Here is a 23,257-nt window from a genome sequence, read left to right as displayed (position 1 = left end):
GGAGGCTCCACCGGTCCCCATGACCATGGGGTAATATAGAACTGTCGAGGAAGGAGAGAACGGCGTTCCTTTCCGGGCGGGGAAGACGGAAGAAAGCGAAGGACGGATGAAGATACTTTTCGTATATCCCGACTACAAGGTGAACATAGACCCGCTCACCGGCCGCATGCTGGGCGTGGAGGAAGGGGGCTGGTACATGGAGGGCCTGGCCAGCCTGTCTGCGGTCCTCAAGGGCCACGGCCACCTGGTGTCCCTCTACCATCTCACCCGCCCGGTGCCCCGGGAGGAGTTCCAGGCCGCCATCCGCAGGGAGGGACCGGACCTCCTGGGGTTCGTGACCATGACCCGGGAATATCCCCAGGTCAAGGAGTACGTGCTCTGGGCCAAGGACGCCCTGGACGTCCCGGTCATCTGCGGGAGCTACCATCCCACCACCTTGCCCGAGGAGGTCATCGCCACCGAGGGGGTGGACATGATCTGCCGCGGCGAGGGAGAGAGGGCTCTCCTGGAGCTGGTGGAAAGGATGGACGCCGGGGAGGACTTTCGGGACGTGGAGAGCATCTGGGTGAAGGAGGACGGCGTCATCCACCGCAACCCGGTGCGTCCCCTCATCGAGGACATCGATGAACTGCCCCTGCCCGATTTCGGCCTCTTCGATCCCGGTAAGCTCATCTCCACCCGCATCCACACCGGGGTGGTCATCCTTTCCCGGGGGTGTCCCTACAGCTGCACCTACTGTTCCAACAAGAAGATGCGGGACATCTATCCCAACAAGAACCGCTACTCCCGTTTTCACAGCCCGGAGTACAGCATCGAGTACCTGAAGAAGCTGCTGGCCACCTACCCGGACATCCGCTACCTGAACTTCCGGGACGACATCCTCCCCTGGAAGGGAGGGTGGCTCCAGAGATTCACCGAGCTCTACCGCAAGGAGATCGGCCTGCCCTTCATATGCAATTACCGGGCCAACCTGGTCACCCCGGAGATCGTGCGCCTCCTCCGCGAGGCGGGCTGTTACCAAATGTTCTTCGGGGTGGAAAGCGGCAACGACTTCATCCGCAACCAGGTCCTCAACCGCCACATGTCCCGGGAGAAGATCGTGGAGGCCTTCCGGGCCTGCCGGGAGGCGGGCATCAAGACGGTGGCCTACAACATGGTCGGCCTTCCCTTCGAGGACAAATCAAAGGTGCTGGACACCATCAAGCTGAACGCGGAGATCAGGGCGGACCACTCCTTGAGTCCCATATATTACCCCTATCCGGACACCGTGCTCTTCGAGACCGCCGTGGAAAGGGGGTGGGTGCCCCCGGTATACGATTACCGCGAGGACCGTTACGTGGACCAGCCCACCCTTCCCCGGGACCAGCTCTATTTCGCTCGCTATTATTTCCGCCCCTTCGTGCGCGTCTACCGGTTCCTTGGCGAACTCCCGGCACCCCTGGGGAAGGCGCTGGAGAAGGGGGTGGATAGGATTTTCTTGAGCCCCCGTCTTCCCCACGGGGCGCTGGTTTCCCTGGCCCGTCTTTCCGAGAGGCTCTGGAACGGCCTGAAGGACGGCCTGAGAAGGGCATCCCCACGCCTTTACCTGTGGGTGAGGGACCGCATCAGGGGGGTTTCCCGCTCCCGGGAGGATTGAGGACCGGGACCGGGACTGTTTCAAGGCTGGCCGGAAGCCCACCGACGGACGGTACCGGGGGCGGGGTAAGGTACGGAGGAGAGGCCGAGCGGGCTCGGAGGCGGAAATGGCGGAGTGCGTGAGCTGCGGAAGGCCTGTAGAGGCGGGGAAGCTCTTCTGCGACCAGTGCTACGCCCGGATGAAGGGCAGGCGGGGAGTGCTCCGCGAGGCGGGGAGCTCCTGGGAGAAGGGCAAGGAGCCGGTGGGGCCGGCGCGGGAGGAGAGGGACGAATCCCAACCCACGGGCTTTCCGGCTGGCATGAGGACGAGGCGGGAATCCCTCACGCCGGCCAGCGAAAAGAAAGTGATAAAACTGCGACCGGAGATGGAAAAACCTCCCAGGAAGGACAGGAAGAGACGGTTCACCATCACCATAACCTTCAGCGAGAGGACCTACCGCATGTTGAGCAGGTTAAAGCCCGGAAAGGGAAAGGTGGAGGAGGGGGAGGGAAAAGCCGGGGAGGCGCCGCCCACCGTAAGGCCTTCAAGGAGGAGACACAAGGGGCCCCACGGCCGACCGGCCCTCAGGGCCCTGGAGGGTAAGGGGGCCGCGGGGCGGGGCCCCTACGTGAAAGGTAGTGGATTCACCGCCTGGGTGGCCTTCCGCTCCCGGAAGCTGGACGGCGGAGACCTGGCCTCCCTGGGCATGGCCGCCCTCTCTGTGGCCTGCATCCTGGGCCTCACCTTCACTCCCTGGGTGCGCATGACCTGGGTGACCACGGGCGGGGCCGTGGCCGGGGAGACGCTTATCCGGGGAAGCGACTTGGGAGCCCTTACCTACCTCTCGCTGGCCGTGGTGCTGGCCGCGGCGGCTTACGTCCCCCTTTCCCTCTGGTTCAGGGAACGCTTCGGTTACGTGGATTACGGCCTGGCACTCCTCGTCGCCGGGCTCATCTTCGTAATCCTCTTCTACGTCAACATCTCCTCCAACCAGAGGATGGTGGACCTCGCCTTCCGCCTGGCCGACGCGGGCGGCGGAGCCCCCGCGGAGGAGCTGGAAAGGCATACCTATTGGACGGCGTACCTGGTATCCTTCATGGGGGTCGTCCTGGCCTTCTCCGGACTGGCACGGCTTTCGGAGCGCAGGGAAACGGAAACGGGAAACAAGGTGGAGAGGAGAACCTGAGCATGAACGACGAAGAGAGCGCTTACCAGCTGCTCCAGGAGGCCCGCCGCTTCTTGGGGAACCGCCAGCCCGGGAGGGCAGCGCTGCTACTGGAAAGGGCCAAGGCCCTTGAGCCGCGGAGGGGTTCCATCCTGGAGGCCCTGGGCACCGCCTATTACAACAGCGGGCAGCCGGAAAAGGCGCTGCGGGAATTCGAGGAGGCCCTGGAGGTCGACCCCACCAACCACTTTGCCAGGTTCGGACTGGGAAGGTGCCTGCACCGCACCGGCAGGTTGCACATGGCCATCGGCCAGATGAAGTTGGCGGCGGTGATGGCCCCGGGAGTGGAGCTCTACCGGGAGACCCTGCGTCGTTTCCAGCGCGAGCTGGAGAGGAAGGGTGAGGCCCGGGCATGAGCGCACAGCGGGACATGCCCTCCGCCCTGCGTCGCTACCGGGCCTTCCTGGTGGACATGGACGGGGTCATCTACCTGGACCAGGAGCCGGTGGACGGAGCGGCGGATTTCATCTCCGCCGTGCGGAGGGAGGGAAAGAAGCTCCTCTTCCTCACCAACAACTCCAAGTTCACACGGACGGAATACCGGGAGAAGCTGGCCGGCCTGGGCATCCCGGCCTCGGAGAACGAGATCCTCACCTCAGCGGCGGCCACCGCGGAGTTCCTCCTCGAGAATTACCGGCTGGAGGGGATGACCGCCTACGTCATCGGCGGCCGGGGCCTGGAGGAGGAGATCGCCGCCACCGGTCTCCGCCTTCTCGAGGGCGAGGAAGCCCGCGAGGCCCATTTCGTGATCGTGGGCTGGGATACGGAGCTGACCTACAACAAGCTGCGCCTGGCCTGCCTCGCCCTTCACCGGGGCGCGGTCTTCATAGGCACCAATCCCGATGCCACCTTTCCCACGCCGGAGGGCCTCTGGCCGGGAGCGGGAGCCATCATCGCCGCCCTGGAGAGGGCGGCGGGAAGGGAGGCCCTGGTGGTGGGAAAGCCCAACCTGTACATGATGCAGGTGGCCCTGAACCGGGTAGGGGAGGCGGCCGACCGCACGCTGGTCATAGGTGACCGGCTGGACACGGATATACTGGGTGGATGGAGGGCGGGGATGGACACCTGCCTGGTGCTCACCGGGGTCACCAGGAGGGAGGACCTGGAGTCCGGGCATCCCCGGCCCGACCTGGTGGTGGAGAATCTCAGGGAGCTGTTGTGAACCCGGAACTAGCGAGGGAATGGACCAGGGACCTGCACCGGCGGTTGCTCCCCGAGGCCCCCGATGGTTACCTGGCCTACAACCGCTTGCTTGAGGAACTCTGCCCGATGGGGGGGAGGGTGGTCGACCTGGGCTGCGGTGGAGAGGATTACCTGTCCTTCCTCCTCCCCCGGGCCGAGGTGGTGGGGGTGGACCGCAGAGCGGGCAGCGGCTCCTATCATGCCTACTTGCAGGCGGACCTTGAAGACGGGCTCCCACTGGAGCGGGAATCCGTGGACCTGGCGGCCTGCAAGTTCGTCCTGGAGCACCTGAGGCGACCGGAGAGACTGCTGCGTTCGGTGCGCGAGGTCCTGCGGCCGGGCGGCTGCCTGGTGGTCATGACCCCCAACGTCCTCTACTATCCCTACGCCGTGAACCTCGTCCTCTCCCGCCTCCTTCCCCAGAGGCTGCGTATGGGGTTGGTGAGCTTGCTTACCGGGCGAGGAAGGGAGAACATCTTCCCGGTGTGGTACCTATGCAACACGCCCCGGCGCCTGCGGAGGGCCCTGGAGGACAGCGGGTACCGGGTGCTGCACCTGGGGACCTACACCGACTACCTGGCAAGCGCCTTCTGCCGTCCCGCGGGCGCCCTGGCGGTCCTCTACGAGTGGGTAACTACCAGGTTGGGGATGGCCTGGGCAGGCGGCTTCCTGGTGGCCGCCGCCCGCCGGATATAGGAGGCGGAAGGGATGCTACCCCTCTTCGACCGCAACCCTGCTCGGCGCACGCCCACGGTCGTCATCGCCCTCATCCTGGCCAACCTGGCCGTCTTCCTGTACATGCTCTTTCTGAGGGGAGCTCAGCTGGAAATATTTACCTATAGGTATTCCGTGGTCCCCTGGGAGATAGTACATGCTTCCAGGCTCCCACTGGGCGTCCTGCGGGAGTTGTTCTCCTATCCCCCGGCAACGGTGCCGGCCAAGCAGGTCTACCTGCCCCTCCTCACTTCCATGTTCCTGCACGAAGGTTGGCTGCACATCTTAGGCAACATGCTCTACCTGTGGATATTCGGGAACAACGTGGAGGACGTCATGGGGCACCTCCCCTTCCTCCTCTTCTACCTGATCTGCGGTCTCTTCGGGACCCTCCTCCACGTAGCCGTGTTCCCCAACAGCGTGGCCCTGCTCCTGGGGGCCAGCGGGGCCATCGCCGGCGTTTTGGGTGCTTACCTACTGCTCTATCCGAGGGCCTGGATATACACGCTCTTCATGTTCTTCATCGTCCCCATTCCCGCCTTCGTGGTCATCGGTTTCTGGATCGTCCTCCAGTTTTTCGGGGGACTGAGCTCCATCGCCGGAGGCATGAGCGCGGGAACCGCCTGGTTCGCCCACCTGGGAGGGGCTTCCATGGGGATGATCATCACCGGCATCTTCTATCCCCTCCTGAGGCGGAGGCGCGAGGAGCTGCTCATGATGCCCCGGCGTTCCTGGTGGCAGTGAGGAGACGGTTTTCCCTCCCCGGAAGCGCAGGATCGGAAATGTCGGTGACCCTCGAGGGAACTCCCATGCCCGGATGGAGAACGGTTTTTCAGCCCAGGAAGCGCCGTATGCCGGCGGCGCGCAGGACCGCCTCCCTCATCTCGCGTTCGTTTTCCCGCCCCGAGCTTTCCAGAACGAGGTCGGTGACTTCCTGGTGATCCGGGTCCCTCTCCACGGCGGAGAGGATGTCCAGGCGCCGCAAGGCACGCGCCGCATCCTCCGGTAGGAGGTCCAGGGCCCTGGGGTTGAAATAACGCAGGGCGTCGGCCAGGTCCCTCTCCAGGTTTAGGTAGGCGCCCTTCAGGAACTCCCAGTCCGAGGGCCGCAGGGCGTCCAGGCCCAGCAGCTCCGGGGGGAGGCCCAGGGAATAAAGGGCCGCGGTGAAAGTTATGGCCCGGGGGAGCGATACTTTCCCCATGCTCCGCGAGTACCCGAAGAGGCCGATGTGCAGCTTCCTCTTGCGGCGCGAAGGCACGAACCTGGCCATGCGGTTGATGACCGGGGCCAGGTGCGTGACCTGTGCCTGATAGGCGGCGGTGTACCTTTCGGCCAGCTCCAGGCACCTCCCCTCGTCCAGGCGGTGCGGGGGGGCGTCCTCGCGGTCGCGGAGCCTGCGCACCGCGTCGATGACCAGCTCGGGAGGATGGTCGAACTTGAAGGAGGACTGCACGGTGAAGGTGTGGGCGCTGGGGTATTCCCTGATAACGCCCTCCACGTTACGGGGGGTCAGGTTGCCGCGGAAGGGCGCGGAACCCACGCCGATGATGGGGAGGATGGGAACTCCCAGCTCCCGGGAGAGGTCCTCGAGGCGAACCAGGGCCAGCTTGTTCAGGAGCACGGCGCTGATCATGCCGTAGTTCATGGCCGGGTCCGAGCGGGCCAGGAAGACCCTCTGGTATTCGACCTCCTTGTCCCGCAGGTACTCCCGGACCATGGACGCGGACTCCAGCATGTGCTCCCAGTCCTCGAAGAGGGGGATGACGTTTATCCTCCGGGGCTTGAACTCGCCGATCCACTCGGCGATGGTGATGTCCCCTTCCTGGAAGGGCCGGTCCTGCTTGCCCACCACGAAGTCCGAATAGTACCGGTAGATGCGGTCTATGCACCGGGTGGAGGCGGTCATAGGGAGGATGACCTCGAAAATGGGGGGTATCTCTTCCCCGTAGAAGAGGCAGGCGGCGTCGAAGGAGCGGGGAATGCTCTCCAGGGTCTCCAGGAGTATCTTGGCCTCCGCCTTCTCCACCGTGGGGTTAGGCACGCGCAGGGTGAGGAATACGTCCCTTCCCAGCACCGTCTCCCGGAAAAAAGACTCGTAGCGGGTAAGGAGCTTCTTGACCACGAAGTTGTCCACTTCCTTGCCCTCGCAGTCCCACATCTGCTCGTCGCAGCCCAGGTGGGAAAAGACGTAGAAGGCTTCCTGGATCTCGTCATCGCCCCCCAGCACGGTGTCGGTGGCGAAGAAGGGGGCTTGGACGTTGTCGGGATGCTGCGTGCTCATGCACCGGGGCACTTTCCGGATGGGGATGCTCATCCGCTCTTCACCCCTCCCTTCTGAAAGGTGAACTATCGGTCACCGGCTGAGACTTATGATACTCGAATCCCTCCCTATGCGGAGGATCACGAATCCATGGATTCCCGTGGTGATCCCCGCAGGGACGTGAGGGTCATCGGTAGGCGGCCAGGAGTATGGGGTAGGGATTAATGGCCGGACCGCCGCCGGGATGTATCTCGAAGTGGAGGTGGGGCGGGCCTCCCTTGGCGTTTCCGGTGTCCCCCACGTAGCCGATCACCGTGCCCGCGGTGACGTGCCCGGTGGCCCCGAAGCGCTGCAGGTGCATGTAATAGTAGACGTTCCCGTCGTCGCCCACCAGCCGCACGTAGAGGCCGGCATTCTTGCCCTCCCCCTGGTGGACGGTCCCCGAGACACAGGCTACGCAGGGGGTTCCCGCGGGGGCGAAGATGTCGTTGCCCTGGTGCAGGTGTCCGGTGCGCGGCGCGTGCCAGTCGTTGGAGAAGGAACAGGGCCCCTGCACGGGGAAGATGAAGTTACCTATGGGCGTGCTGCGCGGGGTCCCGTAGTAGCCTTCCTGGGCCAGGAGTTGGAGTATCTCCTTGTTCACGCTCTCCAGGTACTTCTGCTGCTCCTGTATGGAGGCCTCCATCGCTTGCCGCTTGGCGTTGAGGGTAGCCACGGTCTGCATCTGGAGGGCTTCCTTCTCCTCCAGGGCGTGCTGCCTCCGGGTTATCTCCTCCCGTAGGCGGCGCACCTCATCGAAGACCTGGTAATCCCGGCGCCCGATGAAGGAGAAATAGTCGTAGCGGGTGAGAAAGTCGTCCAGGGTGGTGGATTCGAGCAGCACCTCCATGGAATTGACGTCCCCGGACATGTAGATGGAGCGCAGCCTCTGGTTGAGGATGGTGCGGGCCCTCTTGTAGTCCCGCTGCGCCCGTTCCAGCTCCCTGCGGTTGCTCTCCACCTCGGCGCGGATGGCCTCGTAGGCGTCGAGGGCGGCGTTGTATTCCTGGGCCAGCCGCTGGGATTCCGCCTTTAGGGCTTCCAGCTGGCGGCGCACCCTCTCCGCCTCGGCCTGCTTTTCCTGCAGGGTGGCGGAGGGGCAGGTTGGGAGGGGAAGGGCCGCGAACAGCATGCAGACCAGCAAGGCTACCGCCGCCGCCCGCCATGCCCTCGCCTTCATCCGGTTTTCACCCCCTTCCGCCGCTCGGCCTGGCGCGCAACTTGTTATTTTTATACCCTCTTGTGCTCACGATACGCAAACCGCGGATCATTCCATTATCTTTTCCTTAATACTTTAGGTAAGCGAATCTCTTCTCCTTGATTCCCCGAACCGAGGAGAGCCCACATCCGCCTTGTTCCGGCCGAATCGATTTGCTGATATCCTATTGGTCTGACGGCCGGTCCGCCTAGGTGAACGGAAGGTCTCCCGCCCAACGGCTGTTGTTTTTGATAACTTAAGTTATTAAAACATAATATTGTTTGTAATGTCAATTTAAGTTAAAGATAGGCGGGATCCCCCACCGGGCCCGACGCCGAAATTCTCCTTTACGGGGAGGCCATATGCCCGGGGAAGGAAAGCAGGTACTCTTGGAGGTCAAGGGCCTTGAGAAGGAGTTCCGGGGCTTCAGGGCCCTGGACGGGGTCAGCCTCGAAGTGGAAAAGGGGGAGACCTTCGGCCTCATTGGCCCCAACGGGGCGGGAAAGACCACCCTCGTCCGCATCCTCACCGGACAGATCGCGCCCACCCGGGGAGAGATACTGGTGGAGGGCAGGATGGTTGAACCGAGGGAGCCCCGCTTCCGCCGCCGCCTGGGTTTGGTGCCCCAGGAGCCCTCCTTTTACGGAAGGCTCACTCCCGCGGAGAACCTCGCCCTTCTGGCCAGGCTCTACGGCATGGCTCCGGCACGTACCTCCGCTCGGGTGCAGGAGCTGTTGGAATGGGCGGGACTGCAGGAGCATGTGCGGAGGCAGGTGCGCCTCTTCTCTCGCGGCATGCAGCAGCGATTGAGCCTGGCCATGGGGTTGATACACGACCCGGAGATCGTCTTCCTCGACGAGCCCACCTCGGGGCTGGACCCCGAGGCCCGGAGCGCCGTGTGGGATCTGATAAGTGAACTCTCTGGGCAGGGCCGCACGATATTCATGACCACCCACAACATGGAGGAAGCCGACCACCTCTGCCACCGGCTGGCCATACTGGTGAAGGGGAGGGTGCGCGAACGGGGGACCCCGGCGGAGATCAAACGACTGCTGGGGACCGACCGCCTGGAGCTGCGCCTGGAGCGTGAAGGCCTGCCCGAGCTTCAGAGGTTGTGCCGGGAGCTCTCCCTGGACTGTGGAGAGGAGGAAGGGGTGACGGTCCTCACCGGGGATTCCCTCCCCGAGAAGTTGCCGCTCATCGCCTCCCGGCTGTCCGGAAGCCTGCGCGACCTGCACTACCGCGAGGTCACCCTGGAGGACGCCTTCCTGCGCTTCATGGAGGAGGTCGAGAAGTGAAGGGCTGGAGGACCCTGATTTCCAAGGACTGGAAACTCATATACCGCAACCGACTCCTCCTCGCGGTGCTGATCGTCTATCCCTTCCTGATCATGGGCGTCATCGGGGCCGCCTTCCAGGAGAGCGGGCGGCCCGTTCCCCTGGGGGTGGTGGACCTGGACCGCCCGGAAGGGGTGGAGGTCCTCTGGTGGATACTGCCCACCGGGCAACCCTCTGGCCTGGAGAGGACCGTGCGCCGGGAAGCGGAAGGGTCCACCGCCCTCGCCTCCCTGGACCAAGCCCTGGAAGGTCTGGAGGGTGGGGAGTTGAACCTGGTCACGGCGGCGGTGGAGGAGGACTCTGAACCACGCTGGTTGGGCCACCGAGTGGATAGCGGGGTACTGGATTGGTTGCTGGACGACCTGGAGACCTCCGCGGGGGAAGTACGCTACCGGGATTCCGGCGAGGAGGCCCTGGAGGAGCTGAGAACGTCGGGAGGCGGGCTCCTGGTGGGCGTGCCCTCCGCTGCCTATCCCTACCTGGGCGAGTCCCTGTGGGTGGATGGGCGGTCCTACGACTCCGGGGGGTTGGTGCGGGATTTCTCCCGCGAGGTGGTGGAAGTGAAGGATTACCCGGACCGGGGCAGTGCCATGGAGGACCTCCGGGAGGGGCGCGTGGACGCGGTCCTCGTGCTCCCGCCCGGATTCGTCCGGCGCCTCAAGACTCTGGAAAAGGTGGCCGAGGTGGAGGTGGTACTGGACCAGTCCAGCCTGGTGAAGGCGGAGTTCGCCGAGACCGCGGTGCGGGGGTTCCTCTCCCGGGTCAGCGAGAGGGTGGTGGAGGAGAAGATGCGGGCCGTTGTGGCCGGCCTGCGGGTCCTGGTGGAGGGGGGCGATTTCTTCGGGACACAGGTGGTGGGCCTCTCCCGCATCCGGGAGGACCTGGAACGCATACGGGAGAAACTGGCCGACAACCCCGAGCTGAGGGCACGCCTGGAGGAGGGAATCGGGCTGGCGGACACGGTCATCGAGGACATCGGGGAAGCCGCCGATTACCTCAAGGGTACTGCTCTCCCGGTGGAACTCAGGATAACCTCCGTGGCCGGGAGGCCCCTGGCCGCCAAGGACGCGGTGGTACCCTCACTCATCGCCCTGTCCATGCTCTGGACCGGGGTGCTCTGCGGGGCCATCCTCATGGTCCTGGAGGACGAGGAGGGGATGCGGGTGCGCCTGCGGTTGACCGACATGGGCCCCCTGGCCCTGGTGGGGTCCAAGCTCCTCATGGCGGCGGGCATCGTGTTCGTGCAGTCGGCGGTGATGCTCGTCCTGGCGGTGGCCGTCTTTCGGGCCTTTGCCTCCAATATTTTCCTGGCCCTGGCCACCATAGCCATTTCCTCCCTCTCCTGCATCGGGATAGGCCTGGTGCTGGCCGCCTTCGCGCGCCAGGTAGCCGGCGCGGTCATCCTCGGTCTTTTGGTCAGCTTCCCCCTGATATTCCTCGCCGGGATGATCTTCCCGCTGAACCTCATGCCTTCCATCATGCGGGGCCTGGCCCGCGCCATCCCCCTGACCTACGCCGTGGAGGCCCTTTCCGGCGTCATGCTGCGGGGGGAGGGGGCGGCCGGCGTGCTCGGCGAATGGCTGGCGCTCCTTGGCTTCGGACTCTTCTTCCTGGCCCTGGGCTCCCTCCTGGTGCGCCGCAGGTCAGGATAGGGCGAGCGTCCGGCTGGAGCGGATGCCAGGGGACCTTTCCGGCCCCACGGCGCCGGGGCCATCTGGTAAAATAACCCGTAGTCCACGGCTGGAGAAAGAGGGGAGAGGACATGGAGTACTTCAACCCGGTGGAGGTCCTGGACAGGGAAAGGCTGGAGGAACTCCAGCTGCAGCGCCTGAGGGAGACGGTGGACCGCCTCTACGAGAAGGTGCCTTTCTACAGGAAAAAACTGGATGAGGTGGGATATTCGCCAGGGGACATCCGGAACCTGTCCGATCTCAAGAAGCTGCCCTTTACCACCAAGGACGACCTCAGGGACCATTACCCGTTCGGCCTCTTCGCCGTGCCCATGCGGGATATCGTCCGCATCCACGCCTCGTCCGGCACCACCGGCAAGCCCACCGTGGTGGGGTACACGGCCAACGACATAAAGGTGTGGGCGGACCTGGTGGCCAGGACCATCGTGGCCGCCGGGGGGACCCCCGACGACATCGTGCACGTGGCCTACGGGTACGGGTTGTTCACCGGGGGCCTGGGGCTGCATTACGGGGCGGAGATGCTGGGGGCCACCGCTCTGCCCATGTCCGGGGGCAACACCAAGCGGCAGATCCGCCTTATGGTAGATTTTGGAAGCACGATCCTCTGCTGCACCCCCTCCTACGCCTTGAACATCGCCGAGGTCATGAAGGAGATGGGGGTCACCAGGGACATGATAAAACTCAAGGCGGGTATTCTTGGTGCGGAGCCCTGGACCGACGAGATGCGCGTACAGATCGAGGAGACGCTGGGAATCTCCGCCCACGACATCTACGGTCTCTCCGAGGTGGTGGGTCCCGGTGTTTCCATAGAGTGCGGGGAGAAGAACGGACTGCACGTCTTCGAGGATTGCTTCATCCCCGAGATCATCGACCCGGATACCGGGGAGAGCCTTCCTCCCGGAGAGAGGGGGGAGCTGGTCTTCACCAATATCAACAAGGAGGGCCTGGCCCTCCTGCGTTACCGCACCCGGGACATCTCCGCCCTGGACGTCTCCCCGTGCCCCTGCGGGCGCACCCATGTGCGCATGAGGAGGATCACCGGACGCACCGACGACATGCTCATCATCCGGGGGGTCAACGTCTTCCCCTCCCAGGTGGAGGCGGTGCTCATGCAGATCCCCGGCCTCAGCCCCCACTACCAGCTGGTGGTGGACCGGGTGGAGAACCTGGACGTGCTGGAAGTCCAGGTGGAGGTCTCCCCGGAGGTCTTCTCGGACGAGATAAAGAAGCTGGAGGAACTGGAACGCCGCATCGCCGACGAAGTCCAGAGCTACCTGGGGGTGAGCGTCAAGGTCCGGCTCATGGAGCCCCGTTCCATTCAGCGCAGCGAGGGCAAGGCGGTGAGGGTAATAGACAGGCGGAAGATGTAGGAGGTACCGGGTTGAAGGTTAGGCAGGTTTCCGTATTCCTGGAGAACAAGTCCGGAAGGTTATACGAGGTTTGCAAGTGCCTGGCCGAGGCGGAGGTCAACATCCGCGCCCTGGCCATAGCCGAGACCGCCGATTACGGCGTTCTGAGGCTCATCGTCAACGACCCGGACAGAGCGGTGAGGGTGCTCACGGAGGAAAACTTCACGGTGAGCGAGACGGAGGTCATCGCCGTCGAGGTTCCGGACCGCCCGGGAGGGCTGGCGGGAGTCCTGGCTCCCCTTTACGAGGCCAACGTGAACATCGAATACCTGTACTGCTTCGTGGAGAAGAGCGGGGAGAGCGCCATCGTGGTCTTCCGCGTGGAGCAGATAGACCGGGCCATCCAGGCCCTGCAGGGAAGCGGGTTCACGGTGATGCGCGAGGAGGACGTCTACCGGATATGAGCGCGGGGGTACGACGATGCCCGTCTACACCACCAGCCTGGAGCTTTCCACCCGGGGTGGATCGGAGATAATCGACATCACCGGAAAGGTACAGGAGAGCCTCACCGGTTCCCGGCTCCGCGAGGGGCTGGTAACCGTCTTCGTGCCCGGGTCCACCGGAGGGGTCATGACCTTGGAATACGAGCCCGGCCTGGTGCGGGATTTAGGAGAGGCCTTCGAGCGGCTGGCGCCGAGGGAAGGGGCCTATCACCACGACCGGACCTGGGGCGACGGCAACGGGTACAGCCACGTGCGGGCCTCCCTGGTGGGGCCCTCCCTCAGCGTCCCCTTTCGGGAGGGGCGGCTCATCCTGGGGACCTGGCAGCAGATCGCCTTCGTGGATTTCGACAATCGGCCCCGGCGCCGGGTCCTCATCGTCCAGGTCATGGGCGAGTGAGGGACGGGTCGCCGGGGACCGCCGGACTCGCGGGAAAGAGAGGCATATGGCCGGAACCGCCTCCCGTTGGAGCAGGGTGCCTTATTCCCTGCGCGTTGTCCTTTACTATCTCCTCTTGTTTTTCCTCTACCGCTACCTGGTACACGGGTACCTGGACGAGAACCTGTCCCGGCAGCTGCTGGGGGTAAGGGATACCTTGCTGGTGACCCTGGCGATCCTGGCCTACCTCCTGCTCTGCGCCCTTCCCCCCTGGTTCTGGAGCCGCCACAGCCTGGGCCGCTCCCTCTCCCGGGGCCTGGAGTCCTTCGCCTGCTACGCGGCGGTCTTTTTCGGGTTGGGGTTCATCTACTCCCTGGCGGAAGGGGGAAGTTGGAAAGCCTGGTACGGCCTTTCGGCGGGCAGAGGCGCATGGGAGCGCCTCCTCACCACCAGTGGCCTGGTTCTTACCTTCCTGGCCTCCGCCTGGTGGGGAGGAAGAAAGGGCTTGCGCCGGCGCGGCCCGCGCCGGAGGAGAAGAAAGAGATAGGAAACCCCACCCTGGGGTTCAGTGCCTTTCCCGGTTCGTCCTTTTCCTTACGCCTCGCGCCCCGAGCCTTCCGCGACGCAAGCCGCCGTGATCCGCGGCATCCACCAGGGCGCGGACGAAATCCAGCGCCAACCTGAGGTTCCGGGGGTCCACGTTGGCCTGGTCGTCCCGTTCCCACCTCCAGAAACGGGGGACGGACGTCTCTTCCCTGCCCGTGACGGTCATGGCCCGGTGGCCGCGGGAGAGGAGGTGGAAGGTCTCCCCGGGATAAAGGCGGTTCGAGGACATGCCGCCGCTGTAGTGGGCATAGGACTCGATGATATAGCGGGCCAGCCTGAGCAAGCGCCGGTCGGCATGGAACCCCGGGAAAGGCCCCTCCTTCAAGCGACAGGCCGGAAAGCCCCGCCCCACCCCTTCCAGGACCAGGAAATAGGCGCCGCGCAGTTCCCGGCGGTGTCGGCGGACCAGCACACGAGCTCCCCGGCCGTTGGTCTCCGAGGCGCCGGTGAAGGCGAACCACAGCTCCGCAGCGTGAGGCTGGTGGCGGGAATAAGCGCGGGCCAGCTCAAGGAGGAGGGCCACCCCAGAGCCGTTGTGGTTCCCGCCCGGGGAGGAGCGGCCGGAGACCGCCTTGGAAAAAAGTGCCAGCATGGACAGGAAGGGGACGGCGGAGGTGACCAGTCCCGTCCGCCACAAGAAGCCCAGCTTCGAAGGGTCCATGCTCAGAAGACGCCCCCCGTAAGCCAGGGTGAAGATGATGAACAGGAGTCCTTGGGACGCCGTGTCCGCGGCGCGGAACGGGCGGTAGAAGGAGACGAGGCCGGGACGGTAATAAAAGGCGCTCCAGTGGCTGTCCAGGTGGGCCATGAGCACCAGGCGGACCTCCGGTTCCTTGGCAGGTGTCGCCCTGGCCACGACGTTCTCCGAACGTCCGAGGGGCGCTATCCAGAAAAAGGGGCTCCGTCCGTAGCGTTCGAGGAGGAAGGCGAGAAACCCGCCGGCCACTAAGGCGTAGGAGAGATGCCCGTTCAACGGGAAGAGGAGAGCACCCACCACGATGAGCAGTCGGTCCAGGGCCTTTCCCCAGGCGGTGGTGACGGGGGTGCGGAAATCCTGGACCTCGACCTGGAAACCCATTTCCTCGAGCTCCCGCCGCACGAAGCGGGCCGCACGGTTCTCGCCCCTGCTTCCCGGAGGGCGGGGCCCGATGTCCGCCGCCAGGTGCCGGGCGGGCCAGGCGATGCTCTTCTCCCACCGCCTGGATCTCGACTCCCGGGATGCGGAGACGGTGTGCTGAAGTATCCCGTCCTTTTCTTCCACCGCCGTTGACCTTCGGATCGGGGTTCTGCGTTCCCGGCTGGAGGGCCGGGAATCGCCTAGGCCCGCGGCCGGACCGTGAACATCATACAATATTTCAACGTCATACAGCGCGTGACCTGCGCGTGTGGACCCGAGAGGCCGACCCTCCGGTGATGCGGTGCCTGGAGTCGCTGCAGGTGATAAGGCCCGGGCAAGGGAATAGAATAGTGAAGGGCGAGCGGTCCCCTCGAAGGGGGCGCCGAGAGTCGTAAGGTTGCCGGCGGTCATGGAACGGGAGGTGCTGAGGTGTTGACGGAGAATGCCGATTTTTCGAGCCGCTTGAGGGCCATAAGGGAAAAAATGGAAGCGCTGGACCGCGAGGAGGACGCTGACGCGGCCGTGGACCTGATGGAGGAAGCCGTGGAGGAAGCGGAAGGCCTGGGGGCGGAACTGGAGGGGGAGAAGTGAGGTCCACCCCGCTGCTGGATTCGCTTTCCGGGCCCTCGGACCTCAAGGGCCTCGATTACCGGGAACTGGAGATCCTGGCCGAGGAGATAAGGTCGGTCATCGTGGAGACCGCCGCCCGTTGCGGGGGTCACCTGGCTCCCAGCCTGGGGGTGGTGGAGCTGACCCTGGCCCTGCACCGGGTGTTCGAAAGCCCCCGGGACCGCATAGTCTGGGACGTGGGACACCAGAGCTATGCCCACAAGCTGGTCACCGGGCGCCGGGAGGCCTTCCGAAACCTCAGGAGCCGGGGTGGCTGCAGCGGATTCACCCGCAGGGACGAAAGCCCCCACGACGTGGTGGACGCCGGGCACGCCAGCACGGCCATCAGCTATGCCCTGGGTCTGGCCTTGGCCCGGGACCTCAGCGGGGAGGACTACGAGGTGGTGGCGGTCATCGGCGACGGAGCCCTCACCGGGGGGTTGGCCTACGAGGCCCTGAACCAGGCCGGGGCCCTGAAAAAGCACCTAATCATCGTGCTCAACGACAATGGGATGTCCATCTCCCGCAACGTGGGCGCCATGTCCACCTACCTCACCCAGCTGCGGCTGAATCCCCGCTACGTGCGCGTCAAGGGAGGGATCAAGGAACTCATCGAGAGCGTGCCCTTGGTCGGTGCGCCTACCGATCGCTTCATCCATTCCCTCAAGGAGAGGGTCAAGAACTTTCTCATCCCCGAGTTCATCTTCGAGGAACTGGGAATCAAGTATGTGGGGGTGGTGGACGGCCACGACATCCGGGCCATGGAAAAGGACCTCAGCCTGGCCCGGGGGGTGGAGGGCCCGGTGCTCATTCACGTCGTCACCCGCAAAGGAAAGGGATACCCTCCTGCGGAGAGGGAACCGGACCTTTATCATGGCGTGGGACCCTTCGAGGTGGAAACGGGGGAGCTCAAGGGGGGCGGAGGCAATCCCACCTTCACGGAGACCTTCGGCAGGGTGATGTGCGAGATGGCGCGGGAGGAGCCCCGACTGGTGGCCATCACCGCGGCCATGAAGCTGGGCACCGGCCTGGACGACTTCGCTGCCCTGTATCCCAGCCGCTTTTTCGATGTGGGCATAGCCGAACAGCACGCGGTGACCCTAGCAGCCGGGCTGGCCCTGGGGGGGTACCGGCCGGTAGTGTCCATTTATTCGACCTTCCTGCAGAGGGCCTTCGACCAGCTGGTGCAGGAGGTGTGCCTGCAGAACCTCCCAGTGATCTTCACCCTGGACCGCTCCGGCCTGGTGGGCGAGGACGGGCCCACCCATCACGGGGCCTTCGACCTCTCCTACCTGCGCCTTCTCCCCAACATGACGGTCATGGCCCCCGCCGACCAGGAGGAGCTGCGGGACATGATGTGGGCGGCCCTCAAGTTGAAGGGCCCGGTGGCCATCCGCTATCCCCGGGGAAGCGGGAGCTCGCAGCGGGTGGATTCCCGGCCGAGGCCTCTGGAGATAGGGCGCAGCCGGGTGGTCCGGGAGGGGGAGGGCGAGGTGACCATCATCGCCGTGGGACGGATGGTGGGAATCGCCCTGGAAGCGGCGGAGATGCTGGCTCGCCGCGGCGTGGAGGCGGAAGTGGTGAACGCCCGCTTCGTCAAGCCCCTGGACGAGGATATGGTCAGGGAACGGGCGGAAAAGCGCCGCCTCCTGGTCACCCTGGAGGAGAACGTGCTCCACGGGGGATTCGGGGAGGCGGTGGCCACCCTGCTCAAGGAGGAGGAGGCCGGCTGCCGGCTGGTGCGCCTGGGCTTGCCGGACCGTTTCGTGGAACATGGAAAGGTGGAGGAGCTCCTCGCTTCGCTGGGCCTGGACGCACCCTCCGTGGCCGGCGCGGTGCTACGGGGCCTGGGGAGCGAGGATTGAGACAGGCGGGAGCTGACGGCACCGTGCCGTTCTCCCACAGCGGCCCGCCGGGGACGGCGCGGGACGCGGCAGGAGCTAATGGAAAGACTAGACCGCTGGCTGGTGGACAAGGGCTACTTCCCCTCCCGGGAGAAGGCCCGGCTGGCCATCATGGCCGGAGAGGTGGAGATAGAGGGGAGGGGTGAAGTCCTCAAGGCGGGCACCAGGGTGCGCCCCGGAGACCGGGTTCTGGTGCGCTCCCGTCCCCGTTACGTCTCCAGGGGAGGGGAGAAACTGGAAGGGGCCCTCGAGAGGTTCGGCCTCCGCGTGGAGGGGAAGCGGGCCCTCGACGTGGGTTCCTCCACCGGCGGCTTCACCCACTGCCTCCTCCGGAGCGGAGCCTCGGAGGTGGTGGCCCTGGACGTGGGGAAGGGCCTCCTGCACTGGGATCTCAGGCGGGATCCCCGGGTGACGGTCATGGAAGGGCGGAACGTCCGCCACCTGCGCCCGGAGGACCTACCCTTCGCCCCCGACCTGGTGGTGGCGGATCTCTCCTTCATATCCCTGCGCAAGGTGCTGTCGGTCCTGCGGGATATACTACGTCCCGGGGGCGACCTGGTGGCCCTGGTCAAGCCCCAGTTCGAAGCGGGGCGGGCGAAGGTGGGCAAGGGTGGCGTGGTCCGCGACCCCGCAGTTCATCGGGAGGTGCTGCGGGAAGTATTGCGGGAAGGACGGAAGCTGGGCCTGGTCCTGCGTGGGCTGGCGCCCTCCCGTCCGCCGGGGGCGGACGGGAACCGGGAGTACTTCGCCTGGTGGTCCTCGGGAGGGAAGGGAGGGATTCCCGACGGCGAGTGGGAGGAGCTGATACGGGAAGCGGTGGAGGACTCCCTGCAGGAGGAGAGAGCGGGCGGTGACCCCGGTCGGCCGCGGGAACGGGAAGGAGCAGAGCCCTCGAGTTAGCCTCAGAAGGAAAGGAGGACGGTCGGTGAGAAACGTGGGCATCATGCCCCATATTTACAAGGAGGAGACCCTGCGGGCCGCGGGAGAACTGCGGCGCTGGCTGGAGAAGATGGGACTGGAGGTGAGGATGCTCCGGGAGGACGCCGAGGCCTCGGGGTGTCCGGACTGCGGGTTGGAAGAGGGGGATTTCCTGCGCGACCTGGACCTGGTGATATCCTTGGGTGGGGACGGGGCCATGCTTCGCGCCTCCTCCTTCGCCTACCGGGCGGACGCCCCCGTGGTGGGGGTCAACCTGGGCAAGAAGGGGTTCCTCACCGCCCTGGAGATGGAGGGCATGTATCCCGGGCTGGAGGAGGTCCTCCGGGGGCGCTACCTGCTGCAGGAGCGGATGCTGTTGGAGTGCTGGATAAGGGAGGGTTGTGGGGGCCGGCCGCTGTACGCCCTCAACGAGGTGGTGGTGGGGAAGCGGGAGCTGCAGAGGATGATACGCCTGGAGGTGGAGATAAATGGCAATTACTTCCATTACTACTCCGGCGACGGGGTCATCTTCTCCACCCCCACCGGTTCCACCGCCTACTCCCTGTCCGCCGGCGGGCCGATAGTGGAGCCCACCCTGGAATGCATCATCCTCACCCCCATCTGCAGCCATTCGCTGGTGGACCGCTCGGTGATAATCTCCCCCCAGAGCGAGATAGAGGTCCTGGCGCGGCGGGAGAAGGTGATGCCCTCCATATCCGTGGACGGCAGGGAGGAGGTGGAACTCCCTCACGGGGGAAAGGTGCTCATCCGCAAGGCCCCCCGCCGCCTGAAGATGATCAAGAAGGCAGGATACTCCTTCTACTCCTTGCTGCTCGAGAAGTTCGAGTTCCCCGAGGGGAAGTGATGTGAGAAGCCCGTCCGGAGGTGCGAGATGTTGAGGGAGCTGCAGGTACGTAACCTGGCCCTGATCAGGGAAGCGCGCCTCGAGTTCGGGCCCGGACTCAACGTGCTCACCGGCGAGACGGGGGCGGGAAAGACGGTACTGGTGGAGGCCTTGGGGCTGCTCCTGGGGGGACGCGGGGACGCCGGTTTCGTGAGTCCCGGGTCGGAGAGGATGGAGCTGGAGGCGGCCTTCGACCCTCCGGCGGGAGAGGGGTGGCGGGAGCTCCTGGAGGCCGAAGGCATGGAGCCGGAGGAAGAAATCATTCTACGCCGAGTGATATCCTCGGACGGGAGGAGTCGCTGCTACGTCAACGGACGGATGTGTCCCGTGGGAACCCTGGCCCGGCTGGGGGAATACCTGGTGGACATCCACGGGCAGCACGAGCACCAGCGCCTGCTGAGGCCCTCCACCCACCTTGAGTACCTCGACGGATACGGGCCCTCCGAACACGACGCCCTTCTGAAGGAATACCACGGCCTCTACCGGCGGTGGAAGGAAGCGCAGGAGCGCTACGAAGCGGCCTGCCTGGAGGAGGCGGAAAGGCTGCGGGAGATGGACCTCCTGCGCTACCAGGTGCGAGAGATAGAGGCCGTGAACCCCGAGGAGGGGGAGATGGAAGAACTTCTCAGGGAACGGAGGAGGATGCAAAACCGGGAGGAGCTCTTCATCGCGGCCCGTGAGGCCTACGGCGCGGTCTCCGGAGGAGAGGAGGGGGAAGGAGCCCTGGATCGCCTGGGGGAAGCCCGCCGCTTGCTGGAGAGGGCCGCGTCCCTGGACGATGACCTCTCCGGGTGGGCCGCTCGCCTGGAGGAGGTGGAGGGAATCCTCTCCGAGCTGGCCAGGGAGATGCACGCCTACCTGGAGGCGCTGGATTTCCAGCCCGGGCGCTTGGAGGAGGTGGAAGCGCGCCTCCGGGATCTGGCCGGCCTGGCCAGGAAGTACGGGAGCGACACCGGGGACATTCTTTCCTACCTGGAAAGGGCCAGGCGGAGGCTGGAGGACCTGGAGGCCCTGGACGAGAGGAGGGAGGAGTTCCGGGCGGAGGCGGAATCGCTCCGCGGTGAGGTGGAGAGGGCGGCGGAAGCCCTCAGGGGTTCCCGAGCGCGGCTGGCGGAACGGCTGACCCGGGAGGTCAACCGGGAGCTCAAGGAGCTGAACATGGGAGGCATGCGCTTCCGCGTGCGGATGGAGGTCCTGGAAGAATACGGGGAAAGTGGGGGCGACCGCGTGGAGTTCGAGGTTTCCCCGGGCAAGGACCTGCCCTACCGTCCGCTGGCCCGCATCGCTTCCGGCGGGGAGCTCTCGCGCATCGCCCTGGCCCTGAAGCTGGCCCTGGCCCGAGCGGACGCCGTTCCCACCCTGGTCTTCGACGAGGTGGACGCCGGCATAGGGGGCGCCACGGCCGATGTCCTGGCCCGCAAGCTCTCCGGCATCTCCCGTTTTCACCAGGTCTTCTCCATCACCCACCTCCCTCAGGTAGCCGCGGCTTCCGACGTCCACCTGGCGGTGGAAAAGAGGCAGACCGGAAAGGGAATAATAACCGAGATCCGTAGGCTGGACGGGTCGGGGAGGGTGGGGGAGCTGGTGCGCATGCTGGGTGGGGAGGAAAGGACGGCCCGCGAACATGCCCTGGCCATGCTGGGTGGAAGGGCCTCGTCGGTGGAGGGTGGAAAGGAGGGTTGAGTGGAGGTTGCGGGGCGCCGGCCGGGAGATGGGTAGCCCGATGTTTATTGGTAAAACATGGTAATGGCTATGAGACGGGCGTTCCGGGCGGAGGGGCTCTCAACGTAGCGCTTCCTTCGTAGGCCTGGAGTGGGCGGAACGAGGGCAGGGAGGTTCGGCTTACCGGGAATTGATTTAGGGGAGTGAGCCATGCCGGGATCGTCCGGGAGGTAAGTTTTGCCGGGTAAACGAGTATTCACGATCCTGACGGCGCTCTTGGCCGTACTGGCGTCGGTCCTTTCGCCCGGCTGTGGGCGGGATGCGGCGCGGGAGGGAAAGCTCCGTGTGGCTGCGGACATCGTGCCCCTGGCCATGATCTGCCGGGAGGTGGGAGGCGATCACGTGGAGGTGGAGGTGCTGGTGCCTCCCGGTTCCAGCCCCCATACCTACGAGCTCTCGGCGGGGCAGGTGAGTTTTTTAGCCGGGGCCGACCTGCTGGTGATAAACGGCCTAGGTCTCATCCCCTGGGCGGAGGATATACATTCCCGGGTGGGAAACCCGGACCTCGTGGTGGTGGAGGCGGCGGAGGCCGTGCCTCCCGAGGAGTTGCTTCCCGCCCGGGCGGAAGGGTCGGACAGCCACGGAGAGGAGGAGGAAGCGGGTGGCCACGGGCACGGCATCTACGACCCGCACCTGTGGCTGGACCCCGTCCTGGCCTTGCACATCGTGGATGCCGTGGAGGAGGGCCTGGTGAGAACGGGTCCGGAGTACGCGGAATACTTCCGGGAAAGGGCGTCGGAATTGCGCGCCAGGATGACCTCCCTCCACGAGGAGGTTCTCCGGCGTACCGCGGCCTTTACCCACCGGGAATTCATCTCCTTCCATTCCAGCTGGACTTACTTCGCCCGCCGTTACGGGTTGCGGCAGGCGGGGGTCATCGAGGAGCTGCCCGGCAAGGAGCCATCGGCGGGAGAGATCGCCGCCCTGGTGGAGCTGGCCAGGGGTCGGGGGATCAAGGCCGTCTTCGCCGAGGAGCAGTTCAACCCCCGGGTAGCGGAGGCCGTGGCCGAGGAATCGGAGGGGGAGGTAAGGGTGTGGATGCTGGATCCCCTGGGGGACCTGGGGGACCTGGAGAGAGGGGATTACTGCGCGCTCATCCGCTATAACCTGGACATCATGGAGGAGGCATTGCGGTGAAGAGGTGTCGGGTGCGCGAGTTCCTGACCGCGGAGGACAAGGAGGCTCGCCAGGTCATCCAGGTCCGGGACCTATGGGTGCGCAGGGACGGCCACACCATCCTGGAGGACATAACCTTTCAGGTCCGGGAGGGGAGTTTCCTGGGGATAATCGGCCCCAACGGAGCCGGGAAGACCACCCTCCTCCGGGCCGTCCTGGGCCTGGTTACCCCGGAGAGGGGCAGCATCCGGGTGCTGGGCCTCAGCCCCCGGGAGTTGAGACACGAACTGCACCACATCGGGTACATGCCCCAGCAGGTGCTCTTCGATCCCCGTTTCCCGGTATCCGTCTACGACGTGGTGATGATGGGGCGGGCCTGCTGCATCGGGCCCTTGCGCTTCCCCACCCGGGCGGACCGGGAGGCGGTACTCCGCAGCATCGCCGACGTGGGCCTGCAGGGACTGGAAAGAAAACCCATCGGGGAACTCTCCGGTGGGCAGCAGAAGAGGGCCTTCCTGGCGCGGGCCCTGTGCCTGGAAACCAGTATCCTGCTCCTCGACGAGCCCACCGCGGGACTGGACCTGGAGTCACAGGCCAGGTTCATGGACCTTCTGGTGAGGCTGAAGGAGGAGAAGAAGCTGACGGTGGTCTTCGTGTCCCATGACGTCAACGTCCTGGCCCGCTTCGCGGACGAGATCGTCTGCATCAACCGCAGCATGCACCTGCACGGACCACCTCGAGAGGTCCTGGGGAGCGAGAGGCTGAGGGAAGCCTACCGCTGCGAGTTCGATTTTCTGGCCGGGGCGGGATGCGGAAGCCCGCCGGAATAGGTGGGCGGGTGCGGAAAACCGGCGGCGTCAGGACCATGGAGC

Annotated in this window: 22 protein-coding genes; 19 read left to right on the top strand and 3 right to left on the bottom strand. The window is 65.3% G+C overall.

All coding sequences use genetic code 11. From position 1 onward, the window contains the following. Window positions 1–106: 106 nt before the first annotated feature. From QME84_07800 to QME84_07775, 6 genes are all read left to right on the top strand, one after another. Entirely contained in the window at window positions 107–1,636 is a 1,530-nt protein-coding gene (locus QME84_07800) for a radical SAM protein (GenBank protein ID MDI6874171.1), read from the top strand. Between the two features lie 106 nt (window positions 1,637–1,742). Beyond that, window positions 1,743–2,801 (top strand): hypothetical protein, encoded by a 1,059-nt coding sequence (locus tag QME84_07795; protein ID MDI6874170.1) that lies wholly within the window; start codon window positions 1,743–1,745, stop codon window positions 2,799–2,801. Between the two features lie 2 nt (window positions 2,802–2,803). Then, entirely contained in the window at window positions 2,804–3,196 is a 393-nt protein-coding gene (locus tag QME84_07790) for a tetratricopeptide repeat protein (protein MDI6874169.1), read from the top strand. Continuing rightward, window positions 3,193–4,002: an HAD-IIA family hydrolase gene (locus tag QME84_07785; protein ID MDI6874168.1), complete on the top strand. Its 810-nt coding sequence runs from the start codon at window positions 3,193–3,195 to the stop codon at window positions 4,000–4,002. Before QME84_07790 ends, QME84_07785 begins: the two co-directional genes overlap by 4 nt. Next, a complete protein-coding gene (locus QME84_07780) occupies window positions 3,999–4,718 on the top strand; it encodes a methyltransferase domain-containing protein (GenBank protein MDI6874167.1) in 720 nt (239 codons plus the stop codon). The genes QME84_07785 and QME84_07780 overlap by 4 nt, the downstream gene beginning before the upstream one ends. Before the next feature lie 12 nt (window positions 4,719–4,730). Then, the gene (locus QME84_07775; protein ID MDI6874166.1) at window positions 4,731–5,480 is read left to right on the top strand and encodes a rhomboid family intramembrane serine protease; all 750 of its coding nucleotides are present in this window, start codon (window positions 4,731–4,733) and stop codon (window positions 5,478–5,480) included. 88 nt (window positions 5,481–5,568) lie between these two features. Here QME84_07775 and ppcA read toward each other — a convergent pair whose 3' ends face one another. Both ppcA and QME84_07765 read right to left on the bottom strand, forming a co-directional pair. After that, entirely contained in the window at window positions 5,569–7,050 is a 1,482-nt protein-coding gene (gene ppcA / locus QME84_07770) for a phosphoenolpyruvate carboxylase (protein ID MDI6874165.1), read from the bottom strand. Window positions 7,051–7,183: 133 nt separating this feature from the next. Next, a complete protein-coding gene (locus QME84_07765; GenBank protein MDI6874164.1) occupies window positions 7,184–8,215 on the bottom strand; it encodes a peptidoglycan DD-metalloendopeptidase family protein in 1,032 nt (343 codons plus the stop codon). 380 nt (window positions 8,216–8,595) lie between these two features. Here QME84_07765 and QME84_07760 point away from each other — a divergent pair, with 380 nt between their 5' ends. The 6 genes from QME84_07760 (at window position 8,596) to QME84_07735 (ending at window position 14,036) form a co-directional block, all read left to right on the top strand. After that, window positions 8,596–9,531 carry an ABC transporter ATP-binding protein gene (locus QME84_07760; GenBank protein ID MDI6874163.1) on the top strand — a complete coding sequence of 312 codons (936 nt, stop codon included), beginning with the start codon at window positions 8,596–8,598 and terminating at the stop codon, window positions 9,529–9,531. Further along, window positions 9,528–11,222, top strand: coding sequence for an ABC transporter permease (locus QME84_07755; GenBank protein MDI6874162.1), 1,695 nt, complete (start codon window positions 9,528–9,530; stop codon window positions 11,220–11,222). Before QME84_07760 ends, QME84_07755 begins: the two co-directional genes overlap by 4 nt. Window positions 11,223–11,332: 110 nt before the next feature. After that, on the top strand, window positions 11,333–12,631 hold the full coding sequence (locus tag QME84_07750; GenBank protein MDI6874161.1) for a phenylacetate--CoA ligase: 1,299 nt from the start codon (window positions 11,333–11,335) through the stop codon (window positions 12,629–12,631). A gap of 11 nt (window positions 12,632–12,642) precedes the next feature. Continuing rightward, the gene (locus QME84_07745) at window positions 12,643–13,074 is read left to right on the top strand and encodes an ACT domain-containing protein (GenBank protein MDI6874160.1); all 432 of its coding nucleotides are present in this window, start codon (window positions 12,643–12,645) and stop codon (window positions 13,072–13,074) included. A gap of 16 nt (window positions 13,075–13,090) precedes the next feature. After that, window positions 13,091–13,510, top strand: coding sequence for a secondary thiamine-phosphate synthase enzyme YjbQ (locus QME84_07740; GenBank protein ID MDI6874159.1), 420 nt, complete (start codon window positions 13,091–13,093; stop codon window positions 13,508–13,510). A 46-nt stretch (window positions 13,511–13,556) separates the two neighbouring features. Further along, complete coding sequence (locus QME84_07735; GenBank protein MDI6874158.1) at window positions 13,557–14,036, top strand: hypothetical protein; 480 nt, start codon at window positions 13,557–13,559, stop codon at window positions 14,034–14,036. Window positions 14,037–14,054: 18 nt separating this feature from the next. Here the strand turns inward: QME84_07735 and QME84_07730 are convergent, their stop codons facing one another. Beyond that, on the bottom strand, window positions 14,055–15,356 hold the full coding sequence (locus QME84_07730) for a M28 family peptidase (GenBank protein MDI6874157.1): 1,302 nt from the start codon (window positions 15,354–15,356) through the stop codon (window positions 14,055–14,057). Between the two features lie 285 nt (window positions 15,357–15,641). Between QME84_07730 and QME84_07725 the strand changes: the two genes are divergently transcribed. The 7 genes from QME84_07725 (at window position 15,642) to QME84_07695 (ending at window position 23,215) form a co-directional block, all read left to right on the top strand. Then, window positions 15,642–15,803: a hypothetical protein gene (locus tag QME84_07725; GenBank protein MDI6874156.1), complete on the top strand. Its 162-nt coding sequence runs from the start codon at window positions 15,642–15,644 to the stop codon at window positions 15,801–15,803. Beyond that, window positions 15,800–17,686: a 1-deoxy-D-xylulose-5-phosphate synthase gene (gene dxs, locus QME84_07720; GenBank protein MDI6874155.1), complete on the top strand. Its 1,887-nt coding sequence runs from the start codon at window positions 15,800–15,802 to the stop codon at window positions 17,684–17,686. Before QME84_07725 ends, dxs begins: the two co-directional genes overlap by 4 nt. Window positions 17,687–17,764: 78 nt before the next feature. Continuing rightward, window positions 17,765–18,625 (top strand): TlyA family RNA methyltransferase, encoded by an 861-nt coding sequence (locus QME84_07715; protein ID MDI6874154.1) that lies wholly within the window; start codon window positions 17,765–17,767, stop codon window positions 18,623–18,625. Window positions 18,626–18,650: 25 nt separating this feature from the next. Next, the gene (locus QME84_07710; GenBank protein MDI6874153.1) at window positions 18,651–19,508 is read left to right on the top strand and encodes an NAD(+)/NADH kinase; all 858 of its coding nucleotides are present in this window, start codon (window positions 18,651–18,653) and stop codon (window positions 19,506–19,508) included. Window positions 19,509–19,535: 27 nt separating this feature from the next. Further along, window positions 19,536–21,230, top strand: coding sequence for a DNA repair protein RecN (recN, locus tag QME84_07705; protein ID MDI6874152.1), 1,695 nt, complete (start codon window positions 19,536–19,538; stop codon window positions 21,228–21,230). 324 nt (window positions 21,231–21,554) lie between these two features. Continuing rightward, window positions 21,555–22,406: a metal ABC transporter substrate-binding protein gene (locus QME84_07700; protein MDI6874151.1), complete on the top strand. Its 852-nt coding sequence runs from the start codon at window positions 21,555–21,557 to the stop codon at window positions 22,404–22,406. Then, window positions 22,403–23,215, top strand: a complete 813-nt coding sequence (locus QME84_07695) for a metal ABC transporter ATP-binding protein (protein MDI6874150.1) — start codon at window positions 22,403–22,405, stop codon at window positions 23,213–23,215. Before QME84_07700 ends, QME84_07695 begins: the two co-directional genes overlap by 4 nt. The last annotated feature ends 42 nt before the right edge of the window (window positions 23,216–23,257 follow it).

This window comes from Actinomycetota bacterium, assembly GCA_030019255.1.
Taxonomy (GTDB): Bacteria; Actinomycetota; Geothermincolia; order Geothermincolales; family RBG-13-55-18; genus Solincola_A.
The sequence above is the reverse complement of the archived record's forward strand: the minus strand, read 5'-3'. Positions and strand labels throughout refer to the sequence as shown.